Source organism: Christensenella sp. (assembly GCF_034927525.1).
GTDB lineage: Bacteria > Bacillota > Clostridia > Christensenellales > Christensenellaceae > Christensenella.
Window position 1 is genome coordinate 1 of record NZ_JAYFPU010000179.1, and the last position, 25,333, is coordinate 25,333.

Below are 25,333 nucleotides of genomic sequence, written 5' to 3' on the forward strand. Positions count from 1 at the left end.
AAACACAAAATTAGAAATAAGCATTTAGAATAAATATAACAGCGTATTTAATGAAAAAAGCAGCGCAATTTTTTTTGAGAATTTGGTTTAACGATAAATTAAGCGGATGGCGGAAAGAGGGAAAAATATGAATCAATTTAAGTTTTTTGGGTTTTCTACATTTCTGATCACAACGGACGACGGTACGACGATTTTGATCGACCCGTACATCGACGACAACCCTACGGCGCCGATGAAAACAAAGGACTTGCCGAAGATCGATCTGATCCTCGCCAGCCACGGCGCGTTTGACCATATGCAGGATACGGCGAAGATCGCAGCACGCGACAAAAGCAAGATCATCTGCGGGGGCGAGACTATGAACCTGCTCATTGACCAGGGGGTCGATCCGGCGTTGATCAAAAACAGCGTCTGGGGATTGACGGTCGAGCAATGCGGCATCAAGGTGCGCCCGGTGGTGAGCATGCACCGTTCGTCGGTCAGGCTCTCTGATGGTACGGCGATGGACGGCTTTGCGCTTGGCTTCATCATTTATCTGCCGGACGGCACAAAGGTATATAACGCGAGCGACACGGCGTTGTTTTCGGATTTGAAGCTGATCGGCGAGCTGCATCAGCCACATGTGGGGCTCATCAATGTGACGATCGAGAATTGCTTCGATTTTCTGCCGGAGTTTTTGACAGGCGAGATGACGCCTTACGAGGCGGCGCTTGCGTGCCAGTGGCTTGGACTTGAATATGCGGTCGCGTGTCACTATACAAACAAGGACAACAAAGATGTGAAGGAATTCGAGGAGTTGCTGAACCTGATGAAGGACAAAAACGGGCATGGCGCGCCGATCCCGGTCATTATGGATCCAGGCGAGACGTTTGAATACTCAGCAAAACAATAAAGGAGCAAAGCGTTATGGAAAAAATTGGTTTTATCGGTCTGGGCATTATGGGAAAGCCTATGGCAAAAAACTTGATCAAGGCGGGCTATGAGCTTGCTGTTTACGACGTGGTGGGCGAGTCGGTGGCTGAGGTCGCACAATGCGGTGCGCGGGCGGCAGCCTCCATCGAAGACGCAGTAAATGGCGCAGAAGTTGTTATTACGATGCTTCCCAATTCACCGCAGGTAAAGACGGTAATGCTTGAAGAAGGCGGCGTACTTGGCTGTGCAAAGGCGGGCACGATCGTTGTTGACATGAGTTCTATTTCGCCCATTGCTTCGCAGGAGGTTGCGGCGGCATGTGAAAAGAAGGGCGTTAAATTCTTGGACGCACCCGTATCGGGCGGCGAGCCCAAGGCAGTGGCAGGGACGCTCGCTATCATGGTGGGCGGCGACGCGGACGCATTTGCAACGGTTGAGGATATCTTGCTGAAAATGGGCAGCTCGGCGGTGCTGGTGGGGGACGTAGGAAGCGGAAACGTGACCAAGCTTGCGAACCAGATCATTGTTGCCCTCAATATCGCAGCCATGAGTGAGGCGATGGTACTTGCAAAAAAGAGCGGTGTTGACCCGGAAAAGGTTTACCAGGCGATCCGGGGTGGCCTTGCGGGCAGCACGGTGCTGGACGCAAAAATGCCGATGGTACTCGAAGGGAATTTCAACCCGGGCTTCCGCATTGAGCTGCACATCAAGGACTTGCAGAACGCGCTTGATTGTGCGCATTCCGTAAATTCGCCCATTCCGCTCACAGCGGAGGTGATGGAGATCATGCAGGGGCTTAAGGTAGCAGGTATGCATACAAACGACCACGACGCGATCATTCGCCATTACGAGAGGCTTGCGGGCGTGGAAGTAAGAAGATAACACGAAAAGAAATGAACGATAACAGAGAGGTAATGATCAATGGATAAGAAGACGAAGGAATTTGTGAAAAAGGCTCTACCGGCGCTGACAGAATTAAAAGCACCCGAAGGCTTGTCGCTTGACGAACAAAAAGAAATGTTTCGTACGATGTGCCTGATCCGGGAGTTCGATTCCCAGGTACGCACGCTGTGGATGAAGAACGAAATCTATGGCCTTGCGCATTCATATGTAGGTGCGGAAGCGATCGCGGTCGGTGCGTGCGCCAACCTGACGAAGGAAGACTTCATCACCTCCACACACAGGGGGCATGGACATACCATCGCAAAGGGCGGAGACGTGCGCGCGATGATGGCGGAGCTGCACGGGAAATATGAAGGGCTCAACCGCGGCAAAGGCGGATCGATGCACATCGCGGATGTGGACATCGGTATGCTCGGCGCAACAGGCATCGTGGGTAGTGGCATGCCCATTGCCCTTGGCAGCGCGATCTCGGCCAATGTGTTAAAGAACAACCGCGTGACCATTTGCTTCCACGGCGACGGCGGCACAAACCAGGGCGTGTGGCACGAATCCATCAATATGGCGGCGGCATGGAACCTTCCGGCGATTTTCCTGATCGAGAACAACCAGTACGCGATCGCGACGGAGCTCGGCTGGGTAGCAAAGGAAACAGACCTCTACAAGCGTGCGATCGGTTATGGGATAGAGGGCGTGCAGATCGACGGATTCAATGTGTTTGAAGTATATAAAGCCGTGAAAAAAGCCGTGAAAAAAGCACGGGAGGGCGGCGGCCCCACACTTATTGAAGCGCGGTTCATCCGTTTGCTTGGACATTTTGTTGCAGACGATCAGTGGTACCGCGATCTTGATTCGGCGCAGGTGTTCTGGGAATATGAACCGGTAAAGCGGATGAAGGAATACTTCGTTTCGAGTGGGCTTCTTTCTGAGAAGGAAGTGGATGCGATAGCGCAGGGCGCGATCGACGAGATCACGGACGCGATCGATTATGCGCAGAACGAATGCACGGAACCGCCGTTAGATACGCTGTATGATGATATCTACGCGGACGGCGAAATCATTTATTAAGAGTGTGGAGGAGACTGTAAAATGGCTGTAATAACAGTAAGACAGGCGCTTAACGACGCCTTTAAGGAAGAAATGAAAATTGATCCTACGATTGTGATGCTTGGCTGCGACATTGGTGTGCGCGGCGGCCCGTTTGGGATCACGCTCGATTTGATGAACATGTATGGAAAAGACCGCGTGATCGATACACCTATATCTGAACCTGCATTTGTGGGTGCGGGCGTAGGTGCTGCAGCGACAGGGCTTCGCCCGGTGGTAGAGGTACTGTATTCGGACTGGATCACGCTTGGCATGGATCAGCTTGTGAATATGGCGGCGAAGATGCGTTACATGTTTGGCGGCAAGGTGCATATGCCTCTTGTGATACGCGCGCCATTTGGCTCGGGCGGCGGCATTGCCGCGCAGCATTCCCAGTCGTTTGAGGCGTGGGTCAACCATGGGCCGGGCTTTCAGGTGGTCGCGCCCATCGAACCGTACGAGAGAAAAGGGATGATGAAAACGGCGATCCGTGACGACAACCCGGTCATCTTCTTTGAACACAAGAGAAGCTATCAGGTGAAGGGGGAGGTGCCGGACGGCGAAGAAGGTGAAAACTTTACAGTTCCGTTTGGCAAGGCGGCGGTACGCCGTGAGGGAAGTGACGTAACGATCGTGGCCTATTCTATGATGGCGCTAAAGGCAAAGACAGTTGCCGCGGAGCTGGAAAAAGAGGGAATATCCTGCGAGGTGATAGACCTGATTTCCCTGCTGCCCTTAGATTATGACACTGTAATGAATTCCATCGCCAAAACAAACCGTGTGGTGGTCTGCCAAGAGGCAAACCTGCGCGGCGGTATGGCGGGCGACATCGTGGCGGAGATCATCGACCGCGGCTTTGACCTGCTGGACGCGCCGCCGGTGCGCGTTGGCGCACTGAATGTCCCCACGCCGTACAACAAAGGGCTAGAGGAATTGTGCATCCCCGGGGAGCAGAAAATCAAGGATGCGGTGTACGCGGTGCTTAACAACAAATAGTGAGAGGGTAAGAGAATGGCGAGAAAAATGGCTTTGCCTAAGATAGGCGTGAATATGACGGAAGCCGTGATCGCAAAGTGGCTGGTGAAGGTCGGGGACAAGGTTGCCGACGGCGACGCGATCATAGAAGCAGAAACGGATAAGTCCACCCAGGAGATATATGCGACGGAATCCGGAATCGTTGCAAAGCTGCTTGCTTCCGAAGGCGAGACAGTGGAATGCAACTACGATATTATGGTGCTCGTGGACGAAGGAGAAACATATACGGAAGAAGCACAGGCTGCCCCTGCGGCAGCGCCGGAAGAAAAGGCGGCAGTTGCAGTCGAGACGAAACCCGTCCCTGCGGCAGTACCTGCTGTACAGACAGCAGGCGGCCGGGTGAGGATATCTCCGCTGGCAAAAAAAATGGCGCTGGAAAACGGGATCGATTTCCATGTCGTCCCGCCGGAGACGCCGGGTGCGCGTATCGTGAAAAATGACGTACTGCGGTTTATAAAGAGCGGCGGGGCAGCGAGTGCCCCGTCTGCGGGGGAGAATTTAGAAGTGATCCCTATGAGCGGGATACGCAGGACGATCGCGGAGCGCATGACCAAAAGCACACTCGAAAAACCGTGCGTGGGACTCAACACCACGGCGGACGCGACGGCGCTTCTTGCGCTGCGCAGCAAATACAAGGAAAAAGGGATCAAAATCAGCATGGACGCGATCTTAGCAAGGCTTGCGGCAAAGGCGCTTAGCGTGCACCGTAACATCAATACGATCCTTGAGGGGGACAACTATCTCGTCAAGCGTGACGTCAATGTTGGCGTGGCGGTGGATACGGACAGGGGGCTGATGGTTCCGGTCGTCAAAAACGCTGACAAAAAGAGCCTTGTGGAGGTAGCGGACGAGCTTGCAGGCATGGTGGCGGACGCGCAGAACGCGCGCCTCGGCACGGACGCGATGTCCGGCGGCACGTTTACGATCACGAACCTTGGTATGTTTGGTGTGGAGGAATTTGCGCCCATCATCAACCCGCCGGAATGCTGCATCCTCGGCGTGGGTGCGTTGAAAAAAGTTTTTGTGCCGGATGAAAACGACCAGCCCAAGCTTACGACCACCTTCCAGATGACGCTGGTATTCGACCACAGGATCGTGGATGGCGCACCAGCGGCGAAATTCCTGCGTGACCTGAAAGAATTGGTGGAAATGCCTGAATTGCTGATATAATGGAGAATAAGAAATGACGAATTATGACGTGATAGTGATCGGCGGCGGCCCGGGCGGCTATGTCGCGGCGATCAAGGCGGCGCTCGCGGGCAAAAAAACGGCAATCGTGGAAAAAGAAAATCTGGGCGGCGTGTGCCTCAACTGGGGCTGTATCCCCACGAAATCCCTGTTGCGTAACGCGGAAGTGGTGCGCGATCTATCGGAAGGCGAGAAGTTTGGCTTTTGCGTTGGGGATATCAAAGCAGACTATGCAGCGGCGCAAAAGCGCAGCCGTGAGGTGAGTGCGCGGCTCGTAAAGGGCATCGAATACCTGATGAAAAAGAACAGCATCAAGGTGTATCGGGACAGTGCCAGGTTTACAGGTAAAAAAGAGCTGACGCTTGCGGGCGGCGAGAAGCTGGGCGCAAAAAATATCATCATTGCAACGGGCAGCAAGCCCTTTGCGCTTCCAATGCTCGACTATTCTAAGGCCAATGTGCTCGATTCCAAAAAGGCATTGCAGCTGACGAAAGCGCCCAAAAGCATCATGATTATTGGCGCGGGCGCGATTGGTATGGAGTTTGCGACGGTGTTCCGTTCGTACGGCGCGCAGGTGCACATCGTGGAGATGCTGCCCCGCGTTTTGCCGGGCGAGGACGAGGAGATATCTGCGTTGGTACACAAGGAATTTACGAAAAAGGGCTTTGACGTGCATGTGGGCACCAAGCTGGTGAGCGTCAAAAACGACGGCAAGAAAGTTACGGCGAATTTTGAAAAGGACGGCAAGACGTTTTGCATCGAAAGCGAGATGGTTTTGGCGGCGACGGGCGTTCGTCCCAACACGGAGGAGCTGAATCTGAAGGCGTTTGGCTTTCAGCTTGACCGGCGGGGATGCGTCGAAGTGGACAGCCGCATGCGCACGAATGTCGATGGGGTTTACGCGATCGGCGATGTGACAGGCAAGCTGGCGCTCGCGCACACGGCAAGCGCACAGGGCATGTGTGTGGTAGACGGCATCTGCGGTAAAGACGTACAGACGCTCGATTATGATAATATTCCCAAGTGTACATATACGGTACCAGAGGTCGCAAGCGCGGGTCTTACCGAAACAAAGGCAAAGGAGCAGGGGTACGATGTGAAAACAGCGGTATTCCCCTTGAGCGCGAACGGTAAGGCGGTCTCTTATGGCGACGATGCCGGATTTGTGAAGTTGGTATATGACAAAAAATACGGGCAGCTTTTGGGCGTTCATATGACGGGCATCCATGTGACGGAAATGGTCTGGGGCATTGTCGGTTACCTGCAAATGGAAATGACAGTGGAAGAAATGGCCAAAGTGGTGCACCCGCACCCGACGGTCAGCGAGGCGATCATGGAAGCCGCGCATATTGCAAACGGGGAACCAATTCATATCTAGCATCATACAACCAACTTTAAGAGCGTCATGCCGTTGTTCCGCTGTGGGATAGCGGCATAGCCGTATCGGGACGGTAAAATACCGGAGGAAAACACGATGATGAAAAGAAAACCGGAATGCAGCGTAATTTGCCCCGTTTGCGGGATGAGGCTGGCATTTGAGGATGGAGTATGCTATTGTCCCGCTGAATACTGTGGGTACAAATGCGACAAGTGCAAGCTGGAAGCGGAAAAAAATGAAAAAGGAGAAAAATAATGGGCTATCGGTATGCGTGTGCGGATTTTACATTTCCTTTGCTCGAGCACCAAAATGTTTTGGAATTGATCCGGTTGCTCGGTTTTGATGGCGTGGATATCGGATTGTTTCAGGATCGGTCACATTTGCAGCCGTCTGATGAGCTGAAAGACCCGTCGACAAGCGGTGAGAAGCTCAAACAAAGCGTGCAGGACGCGGGGATAGCTGTTGCGGATGTGTTTTTGCAAAGCGACCTTGATTTTTCGGTACGGGCAATCAATCATCCGGACGATTTGGTACGTAAGGAAGAACGTGAACAGTTCAGCAAGTTCCTTGACTATGCGCTTGCCGCGCATAGTGGACATATCACATGCCTGCCGGGCGTGCATTTTGCACAGGAAGCTTATGAGCAATCCTATGCGCGTGCAACAGAGGAGTTGCTATGGCGTGTCGGCGAGGCAAGGCGTGCGGGGATCGCGTTTGGCATTGAGGCGCATATTGGGGGAATCGTAGATACGCCCGAAAAGACGGCGAGACTCATTGCGGATGTGGACGGACTTACACTGACGCTTGACTATACGCACTTTGTCAGGATGGGCATTACAGATGAGCAGATACAGCCGCTTATGCCGTACGCATCGCACTTCCACGCGCGTGGTGCGGCAAAGGGCAAGCTGCAGACGGTGCGTGCGGAAAATACGATCGATTATGACGCGGTCATGAGAGAAATGAAAAAGACTGGATATCAGGGGTTTGTGGGGATAGAATATACTTGGACGGAATGGGAGGATTGCAACCGTACGGACAATGTTTCGGAAAGCATCCTTTTGATGCGGCAGTTAAAAGAGGCAGAACGTTAAAAGGGGAAGATACATGAAGTTTGTAATTGCGCCTGATTCTTTTAAGGGGACGATCGATTCGGCAGAAATATGCGACATCGTGGAGCAGAGCATACACAAAAGTATGCCGGCTGCGACTGTCATAAAGATGCCCATTGCCGACGGCGGCGAGGGCATGGTGGATGCGTATTTAAAAAGCAGCGGCGGACAGAAGGTGGACGTCAAAGTGACGGGGCCAAACGCTACGCGGGAGCATGCCTTTTACGGAATATTGCCGGACAAAAAGACGGCCGTGATCGAGATGGCTGCGGCAAGCGGCATTATGCTGGCGAGTGAGCCAAAACAGCCGATGGACGCGACCACGTACGGCACGGGACAGCTGATCATGGATGCGGTGGAAAAAGGTTGTGGCAAGATCGTTCTTGGCATTGGAGGCAGTGCGACGATGGATGGTGGCGTCGGCATGGCGGGCGCGATGGGCGTGTTGTTCCTTGACGAAGACGGCAGGGAATTACCGCTTACGCCAAATGGACTCAGAAGGCTGCATACGATCGACACGACGCGCGTCAGCGAAAGCCTGCGTGGTGTGAAGTTCTTGATCGCAAGCGACGTGCAAAACGTGTTGTGTGGGGAAATGGGCGCGGCGCATGTGTTTGGCAGGCAAAAGGGCGCAGACGAAGCGCAGATCGTGGAGGCAGACGGGATACTGAAACGGCTCGCGGGCGTGATCCGTGACCAAACGGGCGACGACCTGTCACAGATAAAAGGGACGGGCGCAGCGGGAGGTCTTGCGCTGCCGCTGCTGGCTTTTTTTGATGCGAAGATCGTGTCCGGCATCGACTTGATGCTCGATACGGTAGGCTTTGAACAAAAGATCAAGGATGCGGATATGGTGATCACCGGCGAAGGCATGCTTGACGGACAAAGCATGGAGGGCAAGGTCGTGATCGGTATTGCAAGAAGGGCGAAGGCGTGCGGCGTACCTGTTGTCGCGCTGGTCGGGGACATTGGCAGGCACTATGAACGCGCCTATGAACAAGGCGTGAGCGCGATTTTTTCCACCAACAAGGCGGCGGTACCCTTTGAGATCGCCAGACTTACCAGCAGGGAGGACCTTGCGCTGCTGGCGGATTCGTTGTTTGCCTTTGCGGCGGCCTTGGGGAACGGTGGCACAAAGGGAAGCGCTTGAAGAAAGCGGTAATTAAAAAAGAAATAGTGCGGCGGTGCGGGGAACGATCCTGTGCCGCTGTTTTCATATCGAATATTTTTCCGAATTCTGTTATAATGCCAGTATGGAAATAAACGGCAACAAACAGGGAATCAGGAACAGCGTTCTCAAAGAAATGGAACAGCTGTATGAGCATAAAATGACGCCGCAGGAGTTTGTGTCTGAAGAACTGCTCCGTGATATGGCACGGTTTACGCAGGAGCTGGGCAAAGAGATATCCGTCTTTTTGTCGCGCAACGGCAGGGTGATGGATGTTTCCATCGGCGACAGCGACAGCGTACAAATGCCCTATATGCGCGAACGGCGCAGCTTTTTGGGTTTGAGCGGTATACGCGCTCTGCACACGCACCCGAACGGCAGCGCGATGCTCTCGGACGTGGACATCGGGTCTTTGAAATCTTCAAAATTTGACGCGATGGCGGCAATTTCAGTGAAAGAAGGAAAAGCGACGGCGATGACCGTTGGTTTTATTGGCGACAAGCTTGACGAGGTAGCGATTGCGGGACCGTTCCGTCCGGGACGGATACCGCAGCGCGCGCTGATGAACGAGATCGGTATAGCAACACAGCGTGTCAGCGCGCTGATCGCGCTTAAGGAAACAGGCGAAGAAACGGAGCGTGTGATGCTTTTGGGGCTCAACGCTTCGGACGCGAGCATGGAGGAACTGCGGCGGCTGGCGCTTACGGCGGGTGCGGACATTGTGGCAAGTGAGACGCAGCAGCGTGACCGTGACCATGCGTATTATATTGGAAAAGGCAAGGCGCGGGAGCTGTCCCTTGCGGTCGCGGCGATGGACGTTGACACGGTGATCGTGAACGACGAGCTGACCCCGCTTGAAACAAGAAATCTGGAAGAAACACTGGGCTTGAAGGTGGTTGACCGTACGATGCTGATCTTAGACATTTTTGCCAAGCATGCACGTACGCGCGAGGGCAGCCTGCAGGTGGAGCTTGCGCAGCTAAAGTATGCGCTGCCGCGTTTGCAGGGCGAAGGAACGGCGTTATCCCGCTTAGGCGGCGGGATCGGAACGCGCGGCCCGGGCGAAAAGAAGATCGAGGTGGACAGGCGGCGTATTCGCAGGCGCATCTTTGAGTTGACAGGCGAAACGGAAAAGATCAGGGAGCAGAGGAGCCTGCGGCGGAACGCGCGCAAGGAGAAGGATGTGGCGGAGGTCGCCCTTGTGGGCTATACCAATGCAGGGAAATCAAGCATCTTAAATTATCTGACAAACGCGGGTGTGCTTGCGGAGGATAAGCTGTTTGCGACGCTTGACCCGGTCACGCGCAAAGTCGGTTTGAGCGAGGTGGGGGAGGTCGTGTTCACGGATACGGTGGGCTTCATCGAAAAACTGCCGCATGATCTGGTAAGCGCCTTTCGATCCACTTTGGAGGAAGCGAAGAACGCGGATGTGCTTTTGTGCGTGACGGACGCTTCTAACCCGGATGCACATGCACAGATGGAAGTGGTGGACGAGGTGCTGCGTTCCTTGGAGGCGGACGACAAGCCGCGCATCGTTGTCATGAACAAAATAGATAAGATGCAAGGAGATATCCCTCCCAATGACGAGAATACGGTGTATGTTTCTGCGCGTACGGGCGAAGGGATGGACGAGCTTCTGGCGCGCACTGCTTTGCTTTTGCAGCCGGAGCTATACAGCTTTTGTGGAAAGATCGGCTATGAACGTGGCGACCTGCTTGCGCTTGTAAACAAGCACGGCAAGGATATTACACTGGAATATGAGCCGCAGCACATCGTACTCAGCGCCAAGTTGCCAAGAGACGTGATTCGGCGCATCGGCGGGGAAAACGGGTGTGGATGAAGTTGCGAAAAGGTCTGTTTTTTGATATGATGAATAGATAAGGAGCGAAGCGAAAACAGTGGAATTCAGGGAAGAACACAAGCACGAAAAAGTGGGCACGTTAAAGGGGTTATTGTGGACGCTTGCGATTGTGGCGATCCTCTTTTTCGGCATGTTCGTCGTTGCGTTCCTGCGTTTTTGGCTGGGCATCAGCTGGCCGCAATTCGTGTTGTATGGTGCGGTCGTTGTGCTGGGCTTTTTCCTGATCAAATACCAGATGACGGATTATGTATACGTCGTACAAAAGGGTAAGATATATTTTGGGCGCAAGGTAGGCGCGCGGGAAAAAGAGCTTTTTTCTGTGCCTGTCCGCGATATTGCGGGTATGGGATCGTACGCGGTCATGAAAGAAAGAATTGCGGGAAAGAAGCAGCGTAAGTTTACATTTCACAAAAAGCGCGACGCGTTTGTGCTTGATTTAGGCGATTCCGCCGTGCTTTTAAGCCCGACGGAGGAACTGAAAAGCAGACTGGAGGGTGAGCAATGAATACGCCCATCGTGGATATGCTGCACGAGATCGCGCAAACATCCGGATCGCGTTTCTGTATGCCGGGGCACAAGGGAAAACCCGGCTTTTTGCCGTCTGAGGTCAACTGCTATGATATTACGGAAATACCGGGCGCGGATAACCTTTATATGCCGCAGGGCGCGATCGCAAAGGCGCAGGAACTGCATGCAAAGTCCATCGGCGCGCGGGAAAGCTTTTTTCTTGTAAACGGGAGCTCGGGCGGTATCCATGCCGCTGTGCTCAGCGTGCTTGCGCCGGGGGACAAGGTGATCGTGGCGAGGGATTTCCATTTGAGCGTGGTGAATGCCTTTGCGCTTGTGGGCGCTGTGCCGGTGTTTGTACACCCGTCCGCGCAGGAGACACAACTGCCGTGCGTGGTGAGTGTGGAAGATATCAGACACGCGGTCGAAGCGCATCCGGACGCGAAGGCGGTCTATCTGACGTATCCGAACTATTACGGGATGTGTGTGGATTTGAACCGGATATGCGCGATCGCCCATGACGCGGGTATGCAGGTGATCTGCGACGCGGCGCATGCGGCTGCTTTTGATTTTTCTACTCTGCTGCCTGTTTCTCCCGCGGCGGCGGGATGCGACATCTGGGTGACGAGCCTGCATAAAACGTTGAAGGCGATGAACCAATGCGCTGTGCTGTGCGTAGGCGAGAACGCAAAGATTGAGCACGATGTGGTGCAGTCCAGATTGAATATGCTGCAGACCACAAGCCCGTCGTACGTGCTTTTAGGATCGAGCGACTATGCGCTCGGATATATGCGCGAGCACGGAAAAACAGCGTTAGCAATGACGATCAATCTGGTGGAGGACAATATGCGGCGCATTGAAGCGCTAGGCGGATATCGCTGCATTTTGCAGGACGTACCACGCAATACGGGCGCATATGACCGGGACGTACTAAAGCTGGTGATCGACGTGACAGACAGGGGCGTGAGCGGTTTTACGGCGGCGCGGCTGCTGCACCAGAACAGGGTCGAGGTAGAAGCGGCGGATATTTTTAACATTGTGTTGATTTGTACGGTTGCGGATGGCGTGGAGGATTTCGATCTCCTGAAAATGGTATTGAAAAACATCAAGGGTTCCAATTATAATATACGCGATACGATGACAGCGGACGACCTAGCGGCAGTGTTCGGCGTACAGTTGTCTGTGCGGATCGGCGAGGCGGTTTTTGCTCAGCGCAGAAGGATCGAACCGGAGGAAAGCGTTGGCTATATCGCAGCGTCGAGCGTGGGGGCATACCCGCCGGGCGTGCCTGTGATCGTGCCGGGCATGGAGATCACGAAACAAATGATCGATTATTTAAACCGCTTGAAATACAGCGGTTATCAGCTTTTTGGCATGGATGGCGGTATCGAAGTCGCGTGCCTGTGATAAGAATAAGTACGCAAAGAAAGGCAGAAAAGACGATTTGAAGGGTTTGTTTATTACGTTCGAGGGCGTGGACGGGTGCGGAAAGAGCACACAGATGCGTTTTTTATCTGAATATCTGGCGGAAAAAGGACTCGCGCCGGTATTGACGCGCGAACCGGGCGGCTGCAATATCGCGGAGAAGATACGCGATCTGGTGCTGGACATCGAAAATAAAGAGATGTGCGACCGTACGGAGGCGCTGTTGTATGCGGCGGCGCGCGCACAGCACGTGGGAGAGGTGATCAACCCTGCTGTGGATGGCGGCAAAATTGTTTTGTGTGATCGTTTTATCGATTCGTCGCTTGCATATCAGGGTGTGGGACGCGGACTTGGGATCGAAAAGATCATGGATATCAACTGTTTTGCGATGGGTGACCGCATGCCGGACAAGACATTTTTCCTCGACTTTCCGCCGCATCTGGCGTTTGAGCGTATGAGCAAAAAACGCGTGCACGACAGGTTGGAAACGCAGGAGGAGGAGTTTTATATCCTACTTTACAACGGCTTTGTGAAGCTTTCGGAGATGTACCCTGAGCGGATCATCCGTATCGATGCGTCGGGCAATAAATTCGAGACGCAGGAGATCGTGCAGGCGAAGATGGACGAAATTCTTGCAGAACGCGGCTTCTCTATATGAACGAAGTATTTGAAAACGCAATCAAAACAGGAAAGATCGCGGGGGCGTACCTGATCGCCGGGGCATCAGCGGAAACGACGCAAAAAGAGATCGACGATTTTTTGATGCACGTATACTGTGAGACGCGAAGCGCGTGCGGCAAGTGTCCTGGCTGCTTGAAATATGCGCATAAAAACCATGTGGATGTGATCCGTATCGAATCAAAAGGCAGCATCAAGATAGACGATGTGCGTTCTGTTCCAGCGGAGGTGGCCAACAAGGCCTATGAGGGCGGCTATAAGGCGGTGGTGATCGCGCAAGCAGACGCTATGACACCGCAGGCACAAAACGCGCTGCTGAAGGTAGTGGAGGAACCACCGGCAAACACTGTGTTTGTGATGGGGGCGCAAAATGTCAAAAACATATTGCCTACCATACTGTCGCGGTGTATAATTTTAAAGACGTCGTTATCGAAGGAAGAGGCGGAGGAAAAGCTCAGAGAAGAGCAAAAACTGCCGACTTTGAAGGCGCGCGTGTTATCGGACGCGGCAGGCGGGGATTACCATCTGGCGCTTGTGTTTTTGCAGGATGATTTTTTTGATGTGCGCGACGATATGATATTGGCACTAAACCGTCTGTGGACGGCGAAAAATATGGCGACAAGTGCGACGCTTGCACTCTTTTTGAAGCACGAGGCGGCGATATCGTTATGTCTTGATGTAGCGCTTCGCTATATCGCAGATGTGCTGACCTATAAGTATACCGGGGAGGCGGGGCATATCGTCAATCAGGACAAGCTTGCGGAGATCGCACAGCATGCGCGGCTTCGGGATTATGTCCTCGTCAATACGCAGGAAAAAATTTACGATTGCGTGGTAAAGCGCGCCCAATGCGCGGGGCTCAATACGAAGCTCGCGCTGGAGAGCATGCTTTTTCATATATTGGAGGTAATTTTATGAGTTCAGTAATAGGAGTGCGATTCTCCGAAGTCGGAAAGATATATTATTTTGATCCCGGCAACCTTGAGATAGAAATGGGCGATAAAGTTGTGGTGGAAACGGTACGCGGCGTCGAATTTGGCGAAGTGGTGCTGGCTCCGCGCGAAATGACGGAAAAGGAGATCGTGAAGCCGCTGAAAAAGGTAGTCAAAAAAGCGGACGAAAAGGATTTCAAGAAGCTTGAGAAGAACAAGAAAAGGCAAAAAGAAGCCTTTGATATCTGTACAGAGAAGATAGGCAAACACAAGATGGATATGAAGCTGATCGACGTGGAATATACGTTTGATGGCGGAAAGATCATCTTTTATTTCACGGCGGAGGGACGCGTTGATTTCCGGGAGCTGGTGAAGGAACTGGCGTCTGTTTTTAAAACGCGCATCGAGCTTCGGCAGATCGGCGTACGCGACGAGGCTAAAAAGATCGGCGGACTGGGGCCGTGCGGACGGCCGTGCTGCTGCAGCGCTTTTCTGGGGGATTTCCAGCCGGTGTCTATTAAAATGGCAAAGGACCAGAACCTGTCGCTTTCTCCGACCAAGATTAGTGGACTGTGCGGACGGCTGATGTGCTGCCTGAATTATGAGCAGGAGCATTATCACCAGATGCGCAAGAAGCTGCCGCGCGTGGGTGCGATTGTTATGACGTGCGACGGGGAAGCGTGCGTGATCGACACGAACGCGCTGACCGAGAAAATACGTGCAAAACGTATATTGCCTGACGGTACGTTCGAGATCAGGGAATACGACCTTGCGGACATCAAAGTGAACCGGAACAAGCGTCCGGGCGCACCGGCTCCGGCGGAAGAAGAGGCCGCTTCTGATGAAGAAATCAAAAACCTTTTAAAAGACTAAAAAAGGGTTGCTTTTTTGCGATGAAATGTTAGAATAAGAATGTAATAATTATGGAGGTGAGCGAACATGGCATATAAAATTTCTGAAGGCTGCATTTCCTGCGGCGCTTGCGCAGCGGATTGCCCGGTTGATGCGATTTCTGATGGCGGCGAACGCTATGTGATCGACGCGGATACATGCATCGATTGCGGAGCATGTGCTTCCACATGCCCGGTTGACGCGATTTCCGAAGGATAATCGAGGTCAAAGACGAGTTTTAAAAGAAACCTGTTGAAAAACAGGTTTCTTTTTTTGTGACATGCGATTCCTACGTACGGAGCGCGTCGACTGGCGGTTAGCACAACTGTTATGGTATAATAAGCGCATGGAACGAATCGACGATTTACAGTTAAAAGGGCTTCGGATCATACAGAACAGCGAGCTTTTTTGTTTTGGCACGGACGCGGTGCTGCTGGCGGATTTTGCTTCGCCCAAAAAGGGTGCGCGTATTGCCGATCTTGGCACAGGTACGGGCATACTGCCGCTGCTTTTGTACGGCAGGCAGCGAGACATTACGGTCGACGCCATCGAGATACAGGAAAAACTGGCGGTGAACGCGCAGCGGAGCGTGGAGCTCAACGGACTTTGTGAATATATCCGAATCGTGCAGGGGGACATAAGGGATGCGTACCGTTTGCTTGGAAGCGAGTATGACATGGTGGTCGTGAATCCGCCATACGATAAGGCAACGGCGGCGATCCCGAGCATGGACGAAAGCCACCAGACCGCACGGTTCGAAACGAAGATCACATGGGAAGAAATATGTAAGGCAGCACAGAAGCTGCTTCGCTCGGGCGGAAAGTTTTGTATGATACACCGCGTGTCGCGCTTGGTAGAGCTTTTTGAAACGCTGCGTTCATGCAGGCTGGAGCCAAAGGAAATGCGGCTGATACACAGCAGTCTGAAAAGCGAGCCGGCGTGCGTGTTGATCAGTGCGACAAAGGATGGCAGACCCGCGCTTAAGGTGCTGCCACCGCTTATCGTGCACGAAGCCGACGGGAGTGAAACGGTGGAGGTCAAAAAGATTTATCACAGGAACGGGGAAGAATAAATATGGACGGAAAGCTATCCATTGTTGCAACGCCGATCGGTAACTTAGGCGATATCACATTGCGCGCACTCCAGACGCTTGAAGCGGCAGACATCGTAGCGGCGGAGGACACGCGGCATACGGTGAAGCTTTTGAATCACTTTGAAATCAAGAAAAGACTGATCAGCTTCCATGAATACAGCAACGAGGCACGTTATGACGAGCTGCTTGGTCTGCTGCGAGAAGGAAAGCATATTGCGCTCGTATCGGACGCGGGAACACCGGTGATCTCTGATCCGGGCTATGAGCTTATCAGGCGGTGTACGGAAGAAGGCATCGAAATAGAAAGCCTGCCGGGCGCTTGTGCGGCGATCACGGCAGTGACGCTGTGCGGGATGGATTGTTCGAGATTTTCGTTTTATGGATTTTTGAATACCAAATCCGCGGCACGTAAAAAAGAGCTTGCGGAGATACAGGGCGAAGGCAAGCCGTGTATCGTTTATGAAAGCCCCAACCGCGTGACAAAGACGTTGAAGGATATTTGTGAGGTGTGTGGCGAGGACACGCAGGTGTGCGTTGCACGGGAGCTGACGAAGGTATATGAAGAAGTTGCGCGCGGCACGGCAAAAGAAGTACTCGACATGTTTTGCGCAAGGCAAGCGATCAAGGGTGAGGTTGTGTTGGTGATCGGCCCGCAGGCATGCGCAACAGAAGCGACGGAAGAAGATATCGTGCGTGCGTTGAAGGAAAGCCTTGGGCTCGGAATGACAAAAAAAGACGCCGCAGCTCATGTTGCGGCGCTTTTAGGCGTTCCAAAAAACAGAACATACCAGATTCTCCTGACTTTATAGGAAAATGCGGCTTATTTTGTCTGTTCCTGCATTTCTTCGATGCAGTGCGAGCACACGTTCCGTCCTTTGTAGACTTTTACGTCTTCCATACTGTCGCAGAAAATGCAGGCGGGCTGATATTTTTTGAGCAAAATATAGTCGCCGTCCACGAAAATTTCGACAGGGTCTTTGCAATTGAAGCCTAAGACACGACGCCGGTCAAGGGGGAGTACGACTCTTCCAAGAGAGTCAAGTGGCCTTACGATTCCTGTAGATTTCAGGTGTTTTCCCTCCTATAACGAACAAATTTATATTAACAAATAAACAAGTTTTCGTCAATGTAAGGTTATGGAGCTTTTGGGAAGGAAAGCCTGTAAAAAAATGCCTGTTTTATCAAGAAATTTCCGTTTATGAAATAGCTTTACAAAGCCGAAAATTTAATGTATTAAATTGATTTTACTTGAATTCTTGGACGGAATGTAGTAAAGTGATATATCATACTAAAACACATATGTTTATGACGAGAGGGTAACATGAAAATAATCAGTTCAGCAGTATTCAGCGATCTGCCGCGGCAGGAGCTGCAGGATAGGACGGCAGTCATGATCGACGCACTGCGCGCGTCCGCTACGATCATCACGGCGATCTCTAACGGATGTGACAGGATCGTGCCGACAGATGAAGCGAACGAAGCGGCGGCGATCAAAAAGATATCCGAAGGGAATGTGCTTTTGTGCGGTGAGATCGCGGCACAGAAGGTGAGTGGTTTTGACCTTGGCAATTCTCCGCTGGAATTTCGTCAGGACGTTGTTGAGGACAAGATCATTATCTTTTCGACGACGAACGGAACCGTGGCGATCAAATCTATGGCTTCGGCGGAGGACATACTGATCGGTTCGTTCATCAATGCGGAGGCTATCGCGCAGAAGGCGTACAGCCTGGATCGTGATATCGTGCTTGTATGCGCGGGTACGAAGGGAAAATTTTCGACGGATGATATACTGGCGATGGGGTGCATCATTGACCGCCTGCTCCGGATCGACGAGACGCTGGAGACGGACGACATGGGCAAGGTTGCGCTAAAGCTTTACCATGACGCAAACAATGATATTTTGTCCGCGCTTGAGGGCAGCACGCATTTTGAATATTTGAAGCAGTTAAAGCTTTATGATGACCTGGAATACTGCACGCGCGAAGATATGTTCGACGTGGTTCCGGTCTATCAGGAAGGCGTTATCATAAAAGGATAACCGGAGGAAATAAGAAAGCGCGGCGCGTCCGCGTTTTTTTATGCAGAAACATGTGTACTATATGATGTAGTACGCAATGAAAAAGCGCGTAGTAAAAGCTTTTTTGACATGCTATTGAAAATCAGACTATAAAAATATATAATGTAAGTTATGTATGAAGACAAAGGAGCACAAACAAGTATGAGCGAAAAATTTTACATTACGACGCCGATCTATTATCCAAGTGACAAGCTGCACATCGGGCATGCGTACTGCACGACAGCGGCAGATTCGATCGCGCGCTTCAAGCGCCAGACGGGCTATGACGTTATGTTCCTGACCGGGACGGACGAGCACGGTCAGAAGATCGAGAAAATCGCTATGGAAAAGGGGATGTCCCCCAAGGAATATGTGGACGGCATCGTGGCGCAGATCAAGGCACTGTGGGAGCTGATGAACATCACGAACGATGACTTTATCCGCACCACGGACAAACGCCATGAAGAATGCGTGCAGAAAATTTTTCAGAAGCTCTATGATCAGGGCGATATTTATAAAAGCGAATATGAGAGCTGGTATTGTACGCCGTGTGAGGCGTTCTGGACGGATACGCAGCTTGTGGATGGTAAATGCCCGGACTGCGGGCGGCCTGTACAGCGCGTTAAGGAGGAAAGCTATTTCTTCCGTGCGTCAAAATATGCGGACAGGTTGATTGCGCATATCAAAGACAACCCGGAATTTATCCAGCCCGAATCGCGCAAAAACGAGATGCTCAACAACTTTTTGCTGCCCGGGCTTGAAGACCTGTGCGTATCGCGCTCGTCCTTCAAATGGGGCATACCTGTCCCTTTTGACAAAAACCATGTGATGTATGTGTGGATCGACGCGCTTTCCAACTATATTTCGGCGCTCGGCTACTTATCGGACGACGATTGTATGTTCCAGAAATACTGGCCGGCAGATTTGCATTTGGTGGGCAAAGAGATCGTGCGGTTCCATACGATCACATGGCCGACGATCTTGATGGCGCTCGGCCTGCCGCTGCCTAAGCGTGTGTATGGACACGGCTGGCTTACGCTGCAGGGCGGGAAAATGAGCAAGAGCCGCGGCAACGTAGTTGATCCGGTCGTGTTGGTCGGACGGTACGGCGTGGACGCGATCCGTTATTTTCTGATGCGCGAAGCACCACTTGGCAGCGACCTGATGTTTTCCAACGAGCTGCTTTTATCACGCATCAACGCAGACCTTGCGAATGATCTTGGTAACCTGCTGTCGCGTACGGTCGCGATGGTAGATAAATACTTCGGCGGGGAGATACCCGTGGCGGGAGAGATCGAAAAAGAAGACCAGAAGCTGATCGACTTTGCGGCACAGCTGCCTGCGAAGTTTGAGGCGCTGATGAGTGAATGGAAGGTGTCTGAGGCGCTGGGCGAAGCGTGGCAGTATGTGGGTATGCTCAATAAGTATATCGACGTTACGATGCCGTGGGCGCTTGCGAAGGACGAGGAGCAAAAGCCGCGGCTTGCAAGCGTGATGTATCATCTGGCGGAGGGGCTGCGTATTATTTCCGTGCTGATCGAGAGCGTGATGCCCGATACGGCGGTTAAGATGCGTGAGCAACTGGGTATCAATAAAAATGACGGGCTTTGCGGCTGGTGCAGTATTTTATCGTACGGTAACCTTTGTACAGGTATCAACGTCTTAAAGGGTGCGCCTATCTTCCCGCGCATCGAGATCGACAAAGAGCTTGCGGAGCTGGATACGCTGATGGCGGCGGTACAGGAGCAGCCAAAGGAAGAAAAGACAGAAAAAGAAGCACAGATCACGATCGACGATTTTAAAAAGGTGCAGTTAAAGACCGCGAAGGTCATCGACTGCGAAAATCTGGAGGGGTCTGATAAATTGCTTAAGCTGACAGTCAAATGTGGCGGCGAGCAGCGGACGATCGTTTCGGGGATACGCGAAAGTTTCAGCGCACAGGAGATGATCGGCAAAACAGTGGTGATCGTGGCCAACTTAAAGCCGGCGAAGCTGCGCGGTACGCTTTCGGAGGGTATGATCCTTGCCGTGGGCGATAACCCCGACATCGCGCTTGTGACGGCAGACAGTGAGGACGGGTTGATCGTTGGATAATGAAATGAAGTTATTTGATACACATGTACATCTTTTGAGCGAGCATTTTGATGAGGACAGAGAAACGCTCATTGGAAGGTTTACGGAGCAGGGGATCGAATATGTCGTGGAGAATGCGCCTGACATTGGCGACAGCATCCGTGCAGCGGCGCTTGCAAAGGAGCACCACAGCGTCTATGCGGCGGTGGGGGTACATCCGCACAGCGCGTCAGAGTGGGACGAACCCGCAAAGTTTGTGCTGCGATCCTTGAGCAAGGAAGAAAAAGTGGTGGCGATCGGCGAGATCGGGCTGGATTATCATTATGATTTTTCGCCGCGGGAGACGCAGAAAAGGGCGTTCTCCGAGCAGATCGAGCTGGCGATGGAGCTTGACCTTCCCATTGTGGTGCATAGCAGGGAAGCGACGCTCGATACGCTTACGATCTTAAAGCAGTACCCGGGTGTGCGTGGAGAGCTGCACTGTTTTTCCGGTAGCGCCGAGACAGCGGAGGAGCTTGTGAAAATGGGCTTTTACATCGCCTTTGGCGGGGCTCTTACCTTTAAGAACGCGCGCAAGACGATCGAGGCGGCGCAGGCTGTGCCGATGGAGCGGCTGCTGATTGAAACGGATTGCCCTTATATGACGCCGGTGCCGCTGCGCGGGAAGCGCAACGAGCCTGCCTATGTACGTTATGTGGCGGAAAAGATGGCGGAAGTAAAGGAGCTGCCCGTAGAAGAGGTTGTAAGGATCACCTTAGAAAACGGGAAGCGGCTCTTCGGGATCAAATAATGGACGCGCGTGGCGCGTGGAATGGAAGCGAATATTGAATACATATGTTTATAAGATCGACGATGTTAATTACATCAATTTGACGAATAAATGCACGAATGACTGTGAGTTTTGCCTGCGCAGGACAGGCGACGGGGTCGCCGGATACAACCTGTGGCTCAAAGAGGAACCGACGGCAGGCGATATCATAAGTCAGCTTGAAAAGGACAAGACGGACGTTGTGTTTTGCGGCTATGGCGAACCGACGATGCGTATCGACGAGTTGAAAGAGGTGGCGGCGTACGTCAAGAATTATGGCGGGCATACGCGGCTTAATACAAACGGGCATGCGAGCGCCTTCCATGGCAGGGATATCGCACAGGAGCTTGCGGGACTTATCGATGAGGTGTCTATCAGCTTGAACGAGGCGGACGCACGCAAGTACGAAGCGGTCGTGCATAGTCGCTATGGCGAGGACGGGTTCCACTATATGCTCGATTTTGCGCGGGACTGCGTGAAATATGGTATATACACTACTCTTTCGGTGGTGGACGTGATCAGCCCGGAGGACATCGAGACGTGCCGCAAGATCGCGCAGGACGTGGGCGCGCATTTCAGGGTGCGGCACTATATTTCTTAGGAAAAACAAAAGAGGCTGCAATGCTGCAGCCTCTTTTTTATGCCGTTTTTATACCGCAGGCGCTTTGATGGGTGCGCGGCGTGTGACAAGCCAGCCCAAAAAGAGGAACAAGGCTGCTATGATAGCGAAGAACAGGGAGGCGTTGAGGGTCTGGGTCATCCATTGCCCGAAGCGTTCGAAGAATGCGGCGATCGCCTCCCAAGACATGGGCTGGGCGGTCAGCACTGACCGTGCATTTGTGACATTGACCGCAAAATAGATCAGGCCTGCGGGTACGCCGATGGAAACGATCACCCTTGCCGGGTTGTTCATCCGGTAGTACGCACCCGCAATGAAATAGCCGAGCGCGATGACGAACAGGTACAAGGTCGTGAAGAACAGCGTACGCTCTATGAATGAGCCCGAAAACTGTGAGCTTGCGCCGGACGTCCCGAAGAAGTAGGGGATCGCGTCGAACAGGATGCTCAGAAGCGCTGTCACGACAGCGCTTATCAAGGAAAATGACAGAAAGCTTATGTAATGTGTGCGGCGCGAAACGCCGTTCGCAAGGGCGACGCGAATGTTTTCACCAAAATTCGCGAGACCGAATATGAACAGGAAGATCACGGCGATAGGCAATGTCGCCATATTGAAGTTCCCCATCGTGGGGCTGTCGGAGTTGATGGTAACACCTACCACACTGACCCCGCTGTCGGCTATTTGCGTATTGAAAGCAAACAGGATGGAGCCTGCGATGGTGACTGCCGCTACGATCAGGTAAAAGGTCAGGAAAGCCGAGCGGCTTGCTTTGTATTGCCATAATAGCATTTGTTTCAATTTCATGGGTTGATCCCTCGCCTTCTTAGGAGTTGGTCAGGTGGATAAAGAGCTGCTGGAGGTCGAGCGGTGTGACCGTCAGTACAGGAGGGGTATCCGTACGCTCACCAAGGATGTGAGCGAGCATCAATCCGCCCAATTCCTGTGTGCCGAGGATGTTTTTGTCCTCACACCACGCGGCGACCGCGTCCCTTGGCCCGGACACGGTGAAGCCCATTTTCTGGATATCCTCCGTATCGCGCTCGAGCAGGATACCGCCGTCTTTGATGATGACTACGCGATCGATGATGCCTGCCACTTCTTCGATCAGGTGTGTGGAGAGGATGACCGTGCAGGGATAGTCTGCATATCTCTTTAAAAGCTCATCATAAAAGAGCTGCCTATGGTTTGCGTCAAGGCCGAGCACCGGCTCGTCGAACAGCAGGTATGCAGCACCCGATGCAAGTGTTAAGATAAGCTTGGCAATGGAGCGGTAGCCTGTTGAAAGTTTGCCGATTTTTTTCTTTGGATCCAGCGAAAATTTCTTTGCCAGACCGTAGGCGTAATCCATATCGAAGGAGGGATAAAAAAGTTTTGTCCATTCAAAGATACGCCGCACGGCTATGGAAGGATCATAGAGCGTGTCCTCGCCCATATAGGAAATGAGAGATAGCGCTTTGTCATTATCTATGACCGGCATGTCGTCCGCGCATACAAAACCTTCGGTGGGGAACAGGCGGTTTGTGACAAGATTCAGCAGGGTGGATTTTCCTGCGCCGTTACGCCCGAGTAGTCCGTAGATATGGTTGCTTTCGAAAGAAACATTGACTCTCTCAAGTGCTGTCACTTCCTTGAATCGCTTGGTCACGTTTTTCAGTTCGATCATTTTTTTGCTCCTTTCGTGATCATGCTGATCAGCTCGTCAGGGCTGATGCCCAGTTTTTCCGCTTCGCTGAGCAGACTCAAAACATAATCCTCATAAAAGGATTGCTGTCTCTCTTTCCGGATGGCCTGTGCGGCCCCTTTTGTTACAAACATACCGACACCTCGTTTTTTGTATAAGATACCGCTGTCGACAAGGAGCGTCATGCCCTTTAAGACAGTGGCGGGATTGATGTGGTAGAGCGTGGAAATTTCTGTAGTGGAGGGAACCTGTGTTTCTTCGTCGAACGCGCCGGACAGGATGGAGTCTTCGATCTGCGCGGATATCTGCAGGTAAATAGGGGTATCGCTTTCAAAATCGATCTTCATTTCATCCTCCTTTAACATAATTGGTTAACTACTCATGTAATTAACTATATAACGAGGGTTGGTATATGTCAAGAATGTTTTTGAAAGCAAAAAAAGAACCGCATATGCGGTTCTCATAATACCTTGTGATTGAGCGGCTTACAGCTCCTTTTGCAGCATCAAAATTTCTTCGCCGTTCAAAATCTCGCTCTGCATGCTGTCGCTCGCAACGAAGCCAAGGTGCTCGCGGTAAATCTTTAAAGCGCGATAATTGGAAGGGTCTACATTGACCTCCACCATTTTGATGCCGAACGTCTTCATGTCCGCAAAGGCAATGTTTAACAATGACGTACCGAGGTTGGGGTTTGTCTGCGGGTCGATGATGTTGATACTGTGCAGGAAAACCTTATCCGGATTGTCGAAATTGCGCATGAAGTAGACAGCGCCTAAAATTTCGTCATATTCTACGGCAACGTATACACGCGCGTGCCGCAGCATCGCGATCAGGTCGAACACATCAAGACCGCCCGCGTCATAGGATGAATTTTCGATCTGGATCAGTTGCTCTACGAGATCGAAGTCCCGCTCTTTTATATGAAAATATTCAATTGCCATAATGATTGATTCCTCCAATAAGGTCGTTTGCTTCGTAAACCATTCTTAAGAATTATACCCAGAAACGGCAGGTTTTGCAATAGCCAGCTTAGAGTGGTGGTGTAAGTTCCTGCATGACGCGGTCTGTATACTGCGCAAGCCGCGCGTCTTTTTCCGGATAATTGCCACGCAGCAATATTTTTTCCGCGAGGCTGAACGCATCTTCCTTGCCCACAATGATATGATCGAGCATATCGATATCAAGCGCGTCCATCGCAAGCAGAATGCGCTGCGTTGTCTCAATATCCTTCTTGCTTGGCTGCGAGCTGCCGCCCGGATGGTTGTGCGCAACGATGACTTTATTCGCACCCGTGCGCACGACACTTTCCGTGATATGGCGGACGTAAACAGGGGCTTCGGTCGCAATGCCGCGGCTCAGAAGCTCTGTATGGAGCACGGCGCAATGCGCGTCTAGGCACACCACGTAAAAATATTCCTCTGTTTTGCCCTTAAAAAGCGTTTCGATGTAACGAATCGCCTTGTCGATGGATTTTAGTTTGGGTGATTTGCTTATGCCGCTTGCGGAGCTCTTTGCCATGAGCCCGCCGACAAGGGAGATCAGGATGGCGCTTTGCTCGCCGATGCCATCGATACGTGCAACGTCCTTTAAGTCTGCATGCAGCAGGCGATCCAGACTGCCGAATTTTTCGAGAAGCGTGTGCGCGAGTGCGTTGGTATCGCGGCGCGGCAGGGCATAAAAAAGCAAGAGCTCGAGCGCTTCGTGGTCTTCGAATGCACTGAGGCCTTTTTGCAGAAAACGATTTTTGAGGCGGGCACGATGCCCATCATGTACAGAAATAAGTCTTTCCCCCAATGGATGTTTATTTCTTTGTACTTACATAGTTCGCCGCTTACGCGGCTCATTCCTGTAAGAGGGACAAAAAAGTATGTATTATAAGTGTATTTTCTGCTATAATATATACGCATTCGTTTGCATAAATGTCAGGAGA

27 protein-coding genes are annotated in these 25,333 nt (G+C 52.2%); 22 read left to right on the plus strand and 5 right to left on the minus strand.

The genetic code is table 11. From position 1 onward, the window contains the following. Positions 1–127: 127 nt before the first annotated feature. The 22 genes from VB081_RS07285 (at position 128) to VB081_RS07395 (ending at position 21,704) form a co-directional block, all read left to right on the plus strand. Positions 128–892 carry an MBL fold metallo-hydrolase gene (locus tag VB081_RS07285; protein WP_323400162.1) on the plus strand — a complete coding sequence of 255 codons (765 nt, stop codon included), beginning with the start codon at positions 128–130 and terminating at the stop codon, positions 890–892. Between the two features lie 14 nt (positions 893–906). After that, positions 907–1,794 (plus strand): 2-hydroxy-3-oxopropionate reductase, encoded by an 888-nt coding sequence (gene garR / locus VB081_RS07290; RefSeq protein WP_323400163.1) that lies wholly within the window; start codon positions 907–909, stop codon positions 1,792–1,794. Between the two features lie 39 nt (positions 1,795–1,833). After that, positions 1,834–2,880: a thiamine pyrophosphate-dependent dehydrogenase E1 component subunit alpha gene (locus VB081_RS07295; protein ID WP_323400164.1), complete on the plus strand. Its 1,047-nt coding sequence runs from the start codon at positions 1,834–1,836 to the stop codon at positions 2,878–2,880. A 21-nt stretch (positions 2,881–2,901) separates the two neighbouring features. Further along, a complete protein-coding gene (locus VB081_RS07300) occupies positions 2,902–3,894 on the plus strand; it encodes an alpha-ketoacid dehydrogenase subunit beta (RefSeq protein WP_323400165.1) in 993 nt (330 codons plus the stop codon). 15 nt (positions 3,895–3,909) lie between these two features. After that, positions 3,910–5,103, plus strand: coding sequence for a dihydrolipoamide acetyltransferase family protein (locus VB081_RS07305; RefSeq protein ID WP_323400166.1), 1,194 nt, complete (start codon positions 3,910–3,912; stop codon positions 5,101–5,103). A 13-nt stretch (positions 5,104–5,116) separates the two neighbouring features. Next, on the plus strand, positions 5,117–6,499 hold the full coding sequence (lpdA, locus tag VB081_RS07310) for a dihydrolipoyl dehydrogenase (protein WP_323400167.1): 1,383 nt from the start codon (positions 5,117–5,119) through the stop codon (positions 6,497–6,499). 96 nt (positions 6,500–6,595) lie between these two features. Next, positions 6,596–6,754 carry a hypothetical protein gene (locus VB081_RS07315; RefSeq protein WP_323400168.1) on the plus strand — a complete coding sequence of 53 codons (159 nt, stop codon included), beginning with the start codon at positions 6,596–6,598 and terminating at the stop codon, positions 6,752–6,754. Next, complete coding sequence (locus tag VB081_RS07320) at positions 6,754–7,593, plus strand: sugar phosphate isomerase/epimerase family protein (RefSeq protein WP_323400169.1); 840 nt, start codon at positions 6,754–6,756, stop codon at positions 7,591–7,593. The genes VB081_RS07315 and VB081_RS07320 overlap by 1 nt, the downstream gene beginning before the upstream one ends. A 13-nt stretch (positions 7,594–7,606) precedes the next feature. After that, on the plus strand, positions 7,607–8,761 hold the full coding sequence (locus VB081_RS07325; protein ID WP_323400170.1) for a glycerate kinase: 1,155 nt from the start codon (positions 7,607–7,609) through the stop codon (positions 8,759–8,761). A 103-nt stretch (positions 8,762–8,864) separates the two neighbouring features. Then, a complete protein-coding gene (gene hflX / locus VB081_RS07330; protein ID WP_323400171.1) occupies positions 8,865–10,619 on the plus strand; it encodes a GTPase HflX in 1,755 nt (584 codons plus the stop codon). A gap of 58 nt (positions 10,620–10,677) precedes the next feature. Next, positions 10,678–11,145, plus strand: coding sequence for a hypothetical protein (locus VB081_RS07335; RefSeq protein ID WP_323400172.1), 468 nt, complete (start codon positions 10,678–10,680; stop codon positions 11,143–11,145). After that, positions 11,142–12,554, plus strand: coding sequence for an aminotransferase class I/II-fold pyridoxal phosphate-dependent enzyme (locus VB081_RS07340; protein ID WP_323400173.1), 1,413 nt, complete (start codon positions 11,142–11,144; stop codon positions 12,552–12,554). Before VB081_RS07335 ends, VB081_RS07340 begins: the two co-directional genes overlap by 4 nt. Then, positions 12,526–13,230: a dTMP kinase gene (gene tmk / locus VB081_RS07345; RefSeq protein WP_323400174.1), complete on the plus strand. Its 705-nt coding sequence runs from the start codon at positions 12,526–12,528 to the stop codon at positions 13,228–13,230. The genes VB081_RS07340 and tmk overlap by 29 nt, the downstream gene beginning before the upstream one ends. Next, positions 13,227–14,168: a DNA polymerase III subunit gene (locus VB081_RS07350; RefSeq protein ID WP_323400175.1), complete on the plus strand. Its 942-nt coding sequence runs from the start codon at positions 13,227–13,229 to the stop codon at positions 14,166–14,168. Before tmk ends, VB081_RS07350 begins: the two co-directional genes overlap by 4 nt. Next, positions 14,165–15,055: a PSP1 domain-containing protein gene (locus tag VB081_RS07355; protein ID WP_323400176.1), complete on the plus strand. Its 891-nt coding sequence runs from the start codon at positions 14,165–14,167 to the stop codon at positions 15,053–15,055. The genes VB081_RS07350 and VB081_RS07355 overlap by 4 nt, the downstream gene beginning before the upstream one ends. Positions 15,056–15,121: 66 nt before the next feature. Next, positions 15,122–15,292, plus strand: a complete 171-nt coding sequence (locus VB081_RS07360; protein WP_323400177.1) for a DUF362 domain-containing protein — start codon at positions 15,122–15,124, stop codon at positions 15,290–15,292. Positions 15,293–15,419: 127 nt separating this feature from the next. Next, on the plus strand, positions 15,420–16,145 hold the full coding sequence (locus VB081_RS07365; protein WP_323400178.1) for a tRNA1(Val) (adenine(37)-N6)-methyltransferase: 726 nt from the start codon (positions 15,420–15,422) through the stop codon (positions 16,143–16,145). Between the two features lie 2 nt (positions 16,146–16,147). Then, a complete protein-coding gene (gene rsmI, locus VB081_RS07370; protein WP_323400179.1) occupies positions 16,148–16,975 on the plus strand; it encodes a 16S rRNA (cytidine(1402)-2'-O)-methyltransferase in 828 nt (275 codons plus the stop codon). A 512-nt stretch (positions 16,976–17,487) separates the two neighbouring features. Further along, positions 17,488–18,204, plus strand: coding sequence for a 2-phosphosulfolactate phosphatase (locus VB081_RS07380; protein WP_323400180.1), 717 nt, complete (start codon positions 17,488–17,490; stop codon positions 18,202–18,204). 150 nt (positions 18,205–18,354) lie between these two features. After that, positions 18,355–20,316 carry a methionine--tRNA ligase gene (gene metG, locus VB081_RS07385; RefSeq protein ID WP_323400181.1) on the plus strand — a complete coding sequence of 654 codons (1,962 nt, stop codon included), beginning with the start codon at positions 18,355–18,357 and terminating at the stop codon, positions 20,314–20,316. A 4-nt stretch (positions 20,317–20,320) separates the two neighbouring features. Next, positions 20,321–21,085 carry a TatD family hydrolase gene (locus VB081_RS07390; protein WP_323400182.1) on the plus strand — a complete coding sequence of 255 codons (765 nt, stop codon included), beginning with the start codon at positions 20,321–20,323 and terminating at the stop codon, positions 21,083–21,085. A gap of 34 nt (positions 21,086–21,119) precedes the next feature. Then, entirely contained in the window at positions 21,120–21,704 is a 585-nt protein-coding gene (locus VB081_RS07395) for a TatD family nuclease-associated radical SAM protein (protein WP_323400183.1), read from the plus strand. Between the two features lie 48 nt (positions 21,705–21,752). On the opposite strand, the gene VB081_RS07400 is transcribed toward VB081_RS07395, so the two are convergent. The 5 genes from VB081_RS07400 to radC all read right to left on the minus strand — a co-directional run bounded on the left by VB081_RS07400 (position 21,753) and on the right by radC (position 25,197). After that, positions 21,753–22,526: a hypothetical protein gene (locus tag VB081_RS07400; protein ID WP_323400184.1), complete on the minus strand. Its 774-nt coding sequence runs from the start codon at positions 22,524–22,526 to the stop codon at positions 21,753–21,755. A 19-nt stretch (positions 22,527–22,545) separates the two neighbouring features. Then, positions 22,546–23,385, minus strand: a complete 840-nt coding sequence (locus VB081_RS07405) for an ABC transporter ATP-binding protein (protein ID WP_323400185.1) — start codon at positions 23,383–23,385, stop codon at positions 22,546–22,548. Further along, positions 23,382–23,750, minus strand: coding sequence for a GntR family transcriptional regulator (locus tag VB081_RS07410; RefSeq protein WP_323400186.1), 369 nt, complete (start codon positions 23,748–23,750; stop codon positions 23,382–23,384). Before VB081_RS07410 ends, VB081_RS07405 begins: the two co-directional genes overlap by 4 nt. Positions 23,751–23,888: 138 nt before the next feature. Then, the gene (locus VB081_RS07415) at positions 23,889–24,344 is read right to left on the minus strand and encodes a GNAT family N-acetyltransferase (RefSeq protein ID WP_323400187.1); all 456 of its coding nucleotides are present in this window, start codon (positions 24,342–24,344) and stop codon (positions 23,889–23,891) included. 88 nt (positions 24,345–24,432) lie between these two features. Then, on the minus strand, positions 24,433–25,197 hold the full coding sequence (radC, locus tag VB081_RS07420) for a RadC family protein (RefSeq protein WP_323400188.1): 765 nt from the start codon (positions 25,195–25,197) through the stop codon (positions 24,433–24,435). Positions 25,198–25,333: the final 136 nt, after the last annotated feature.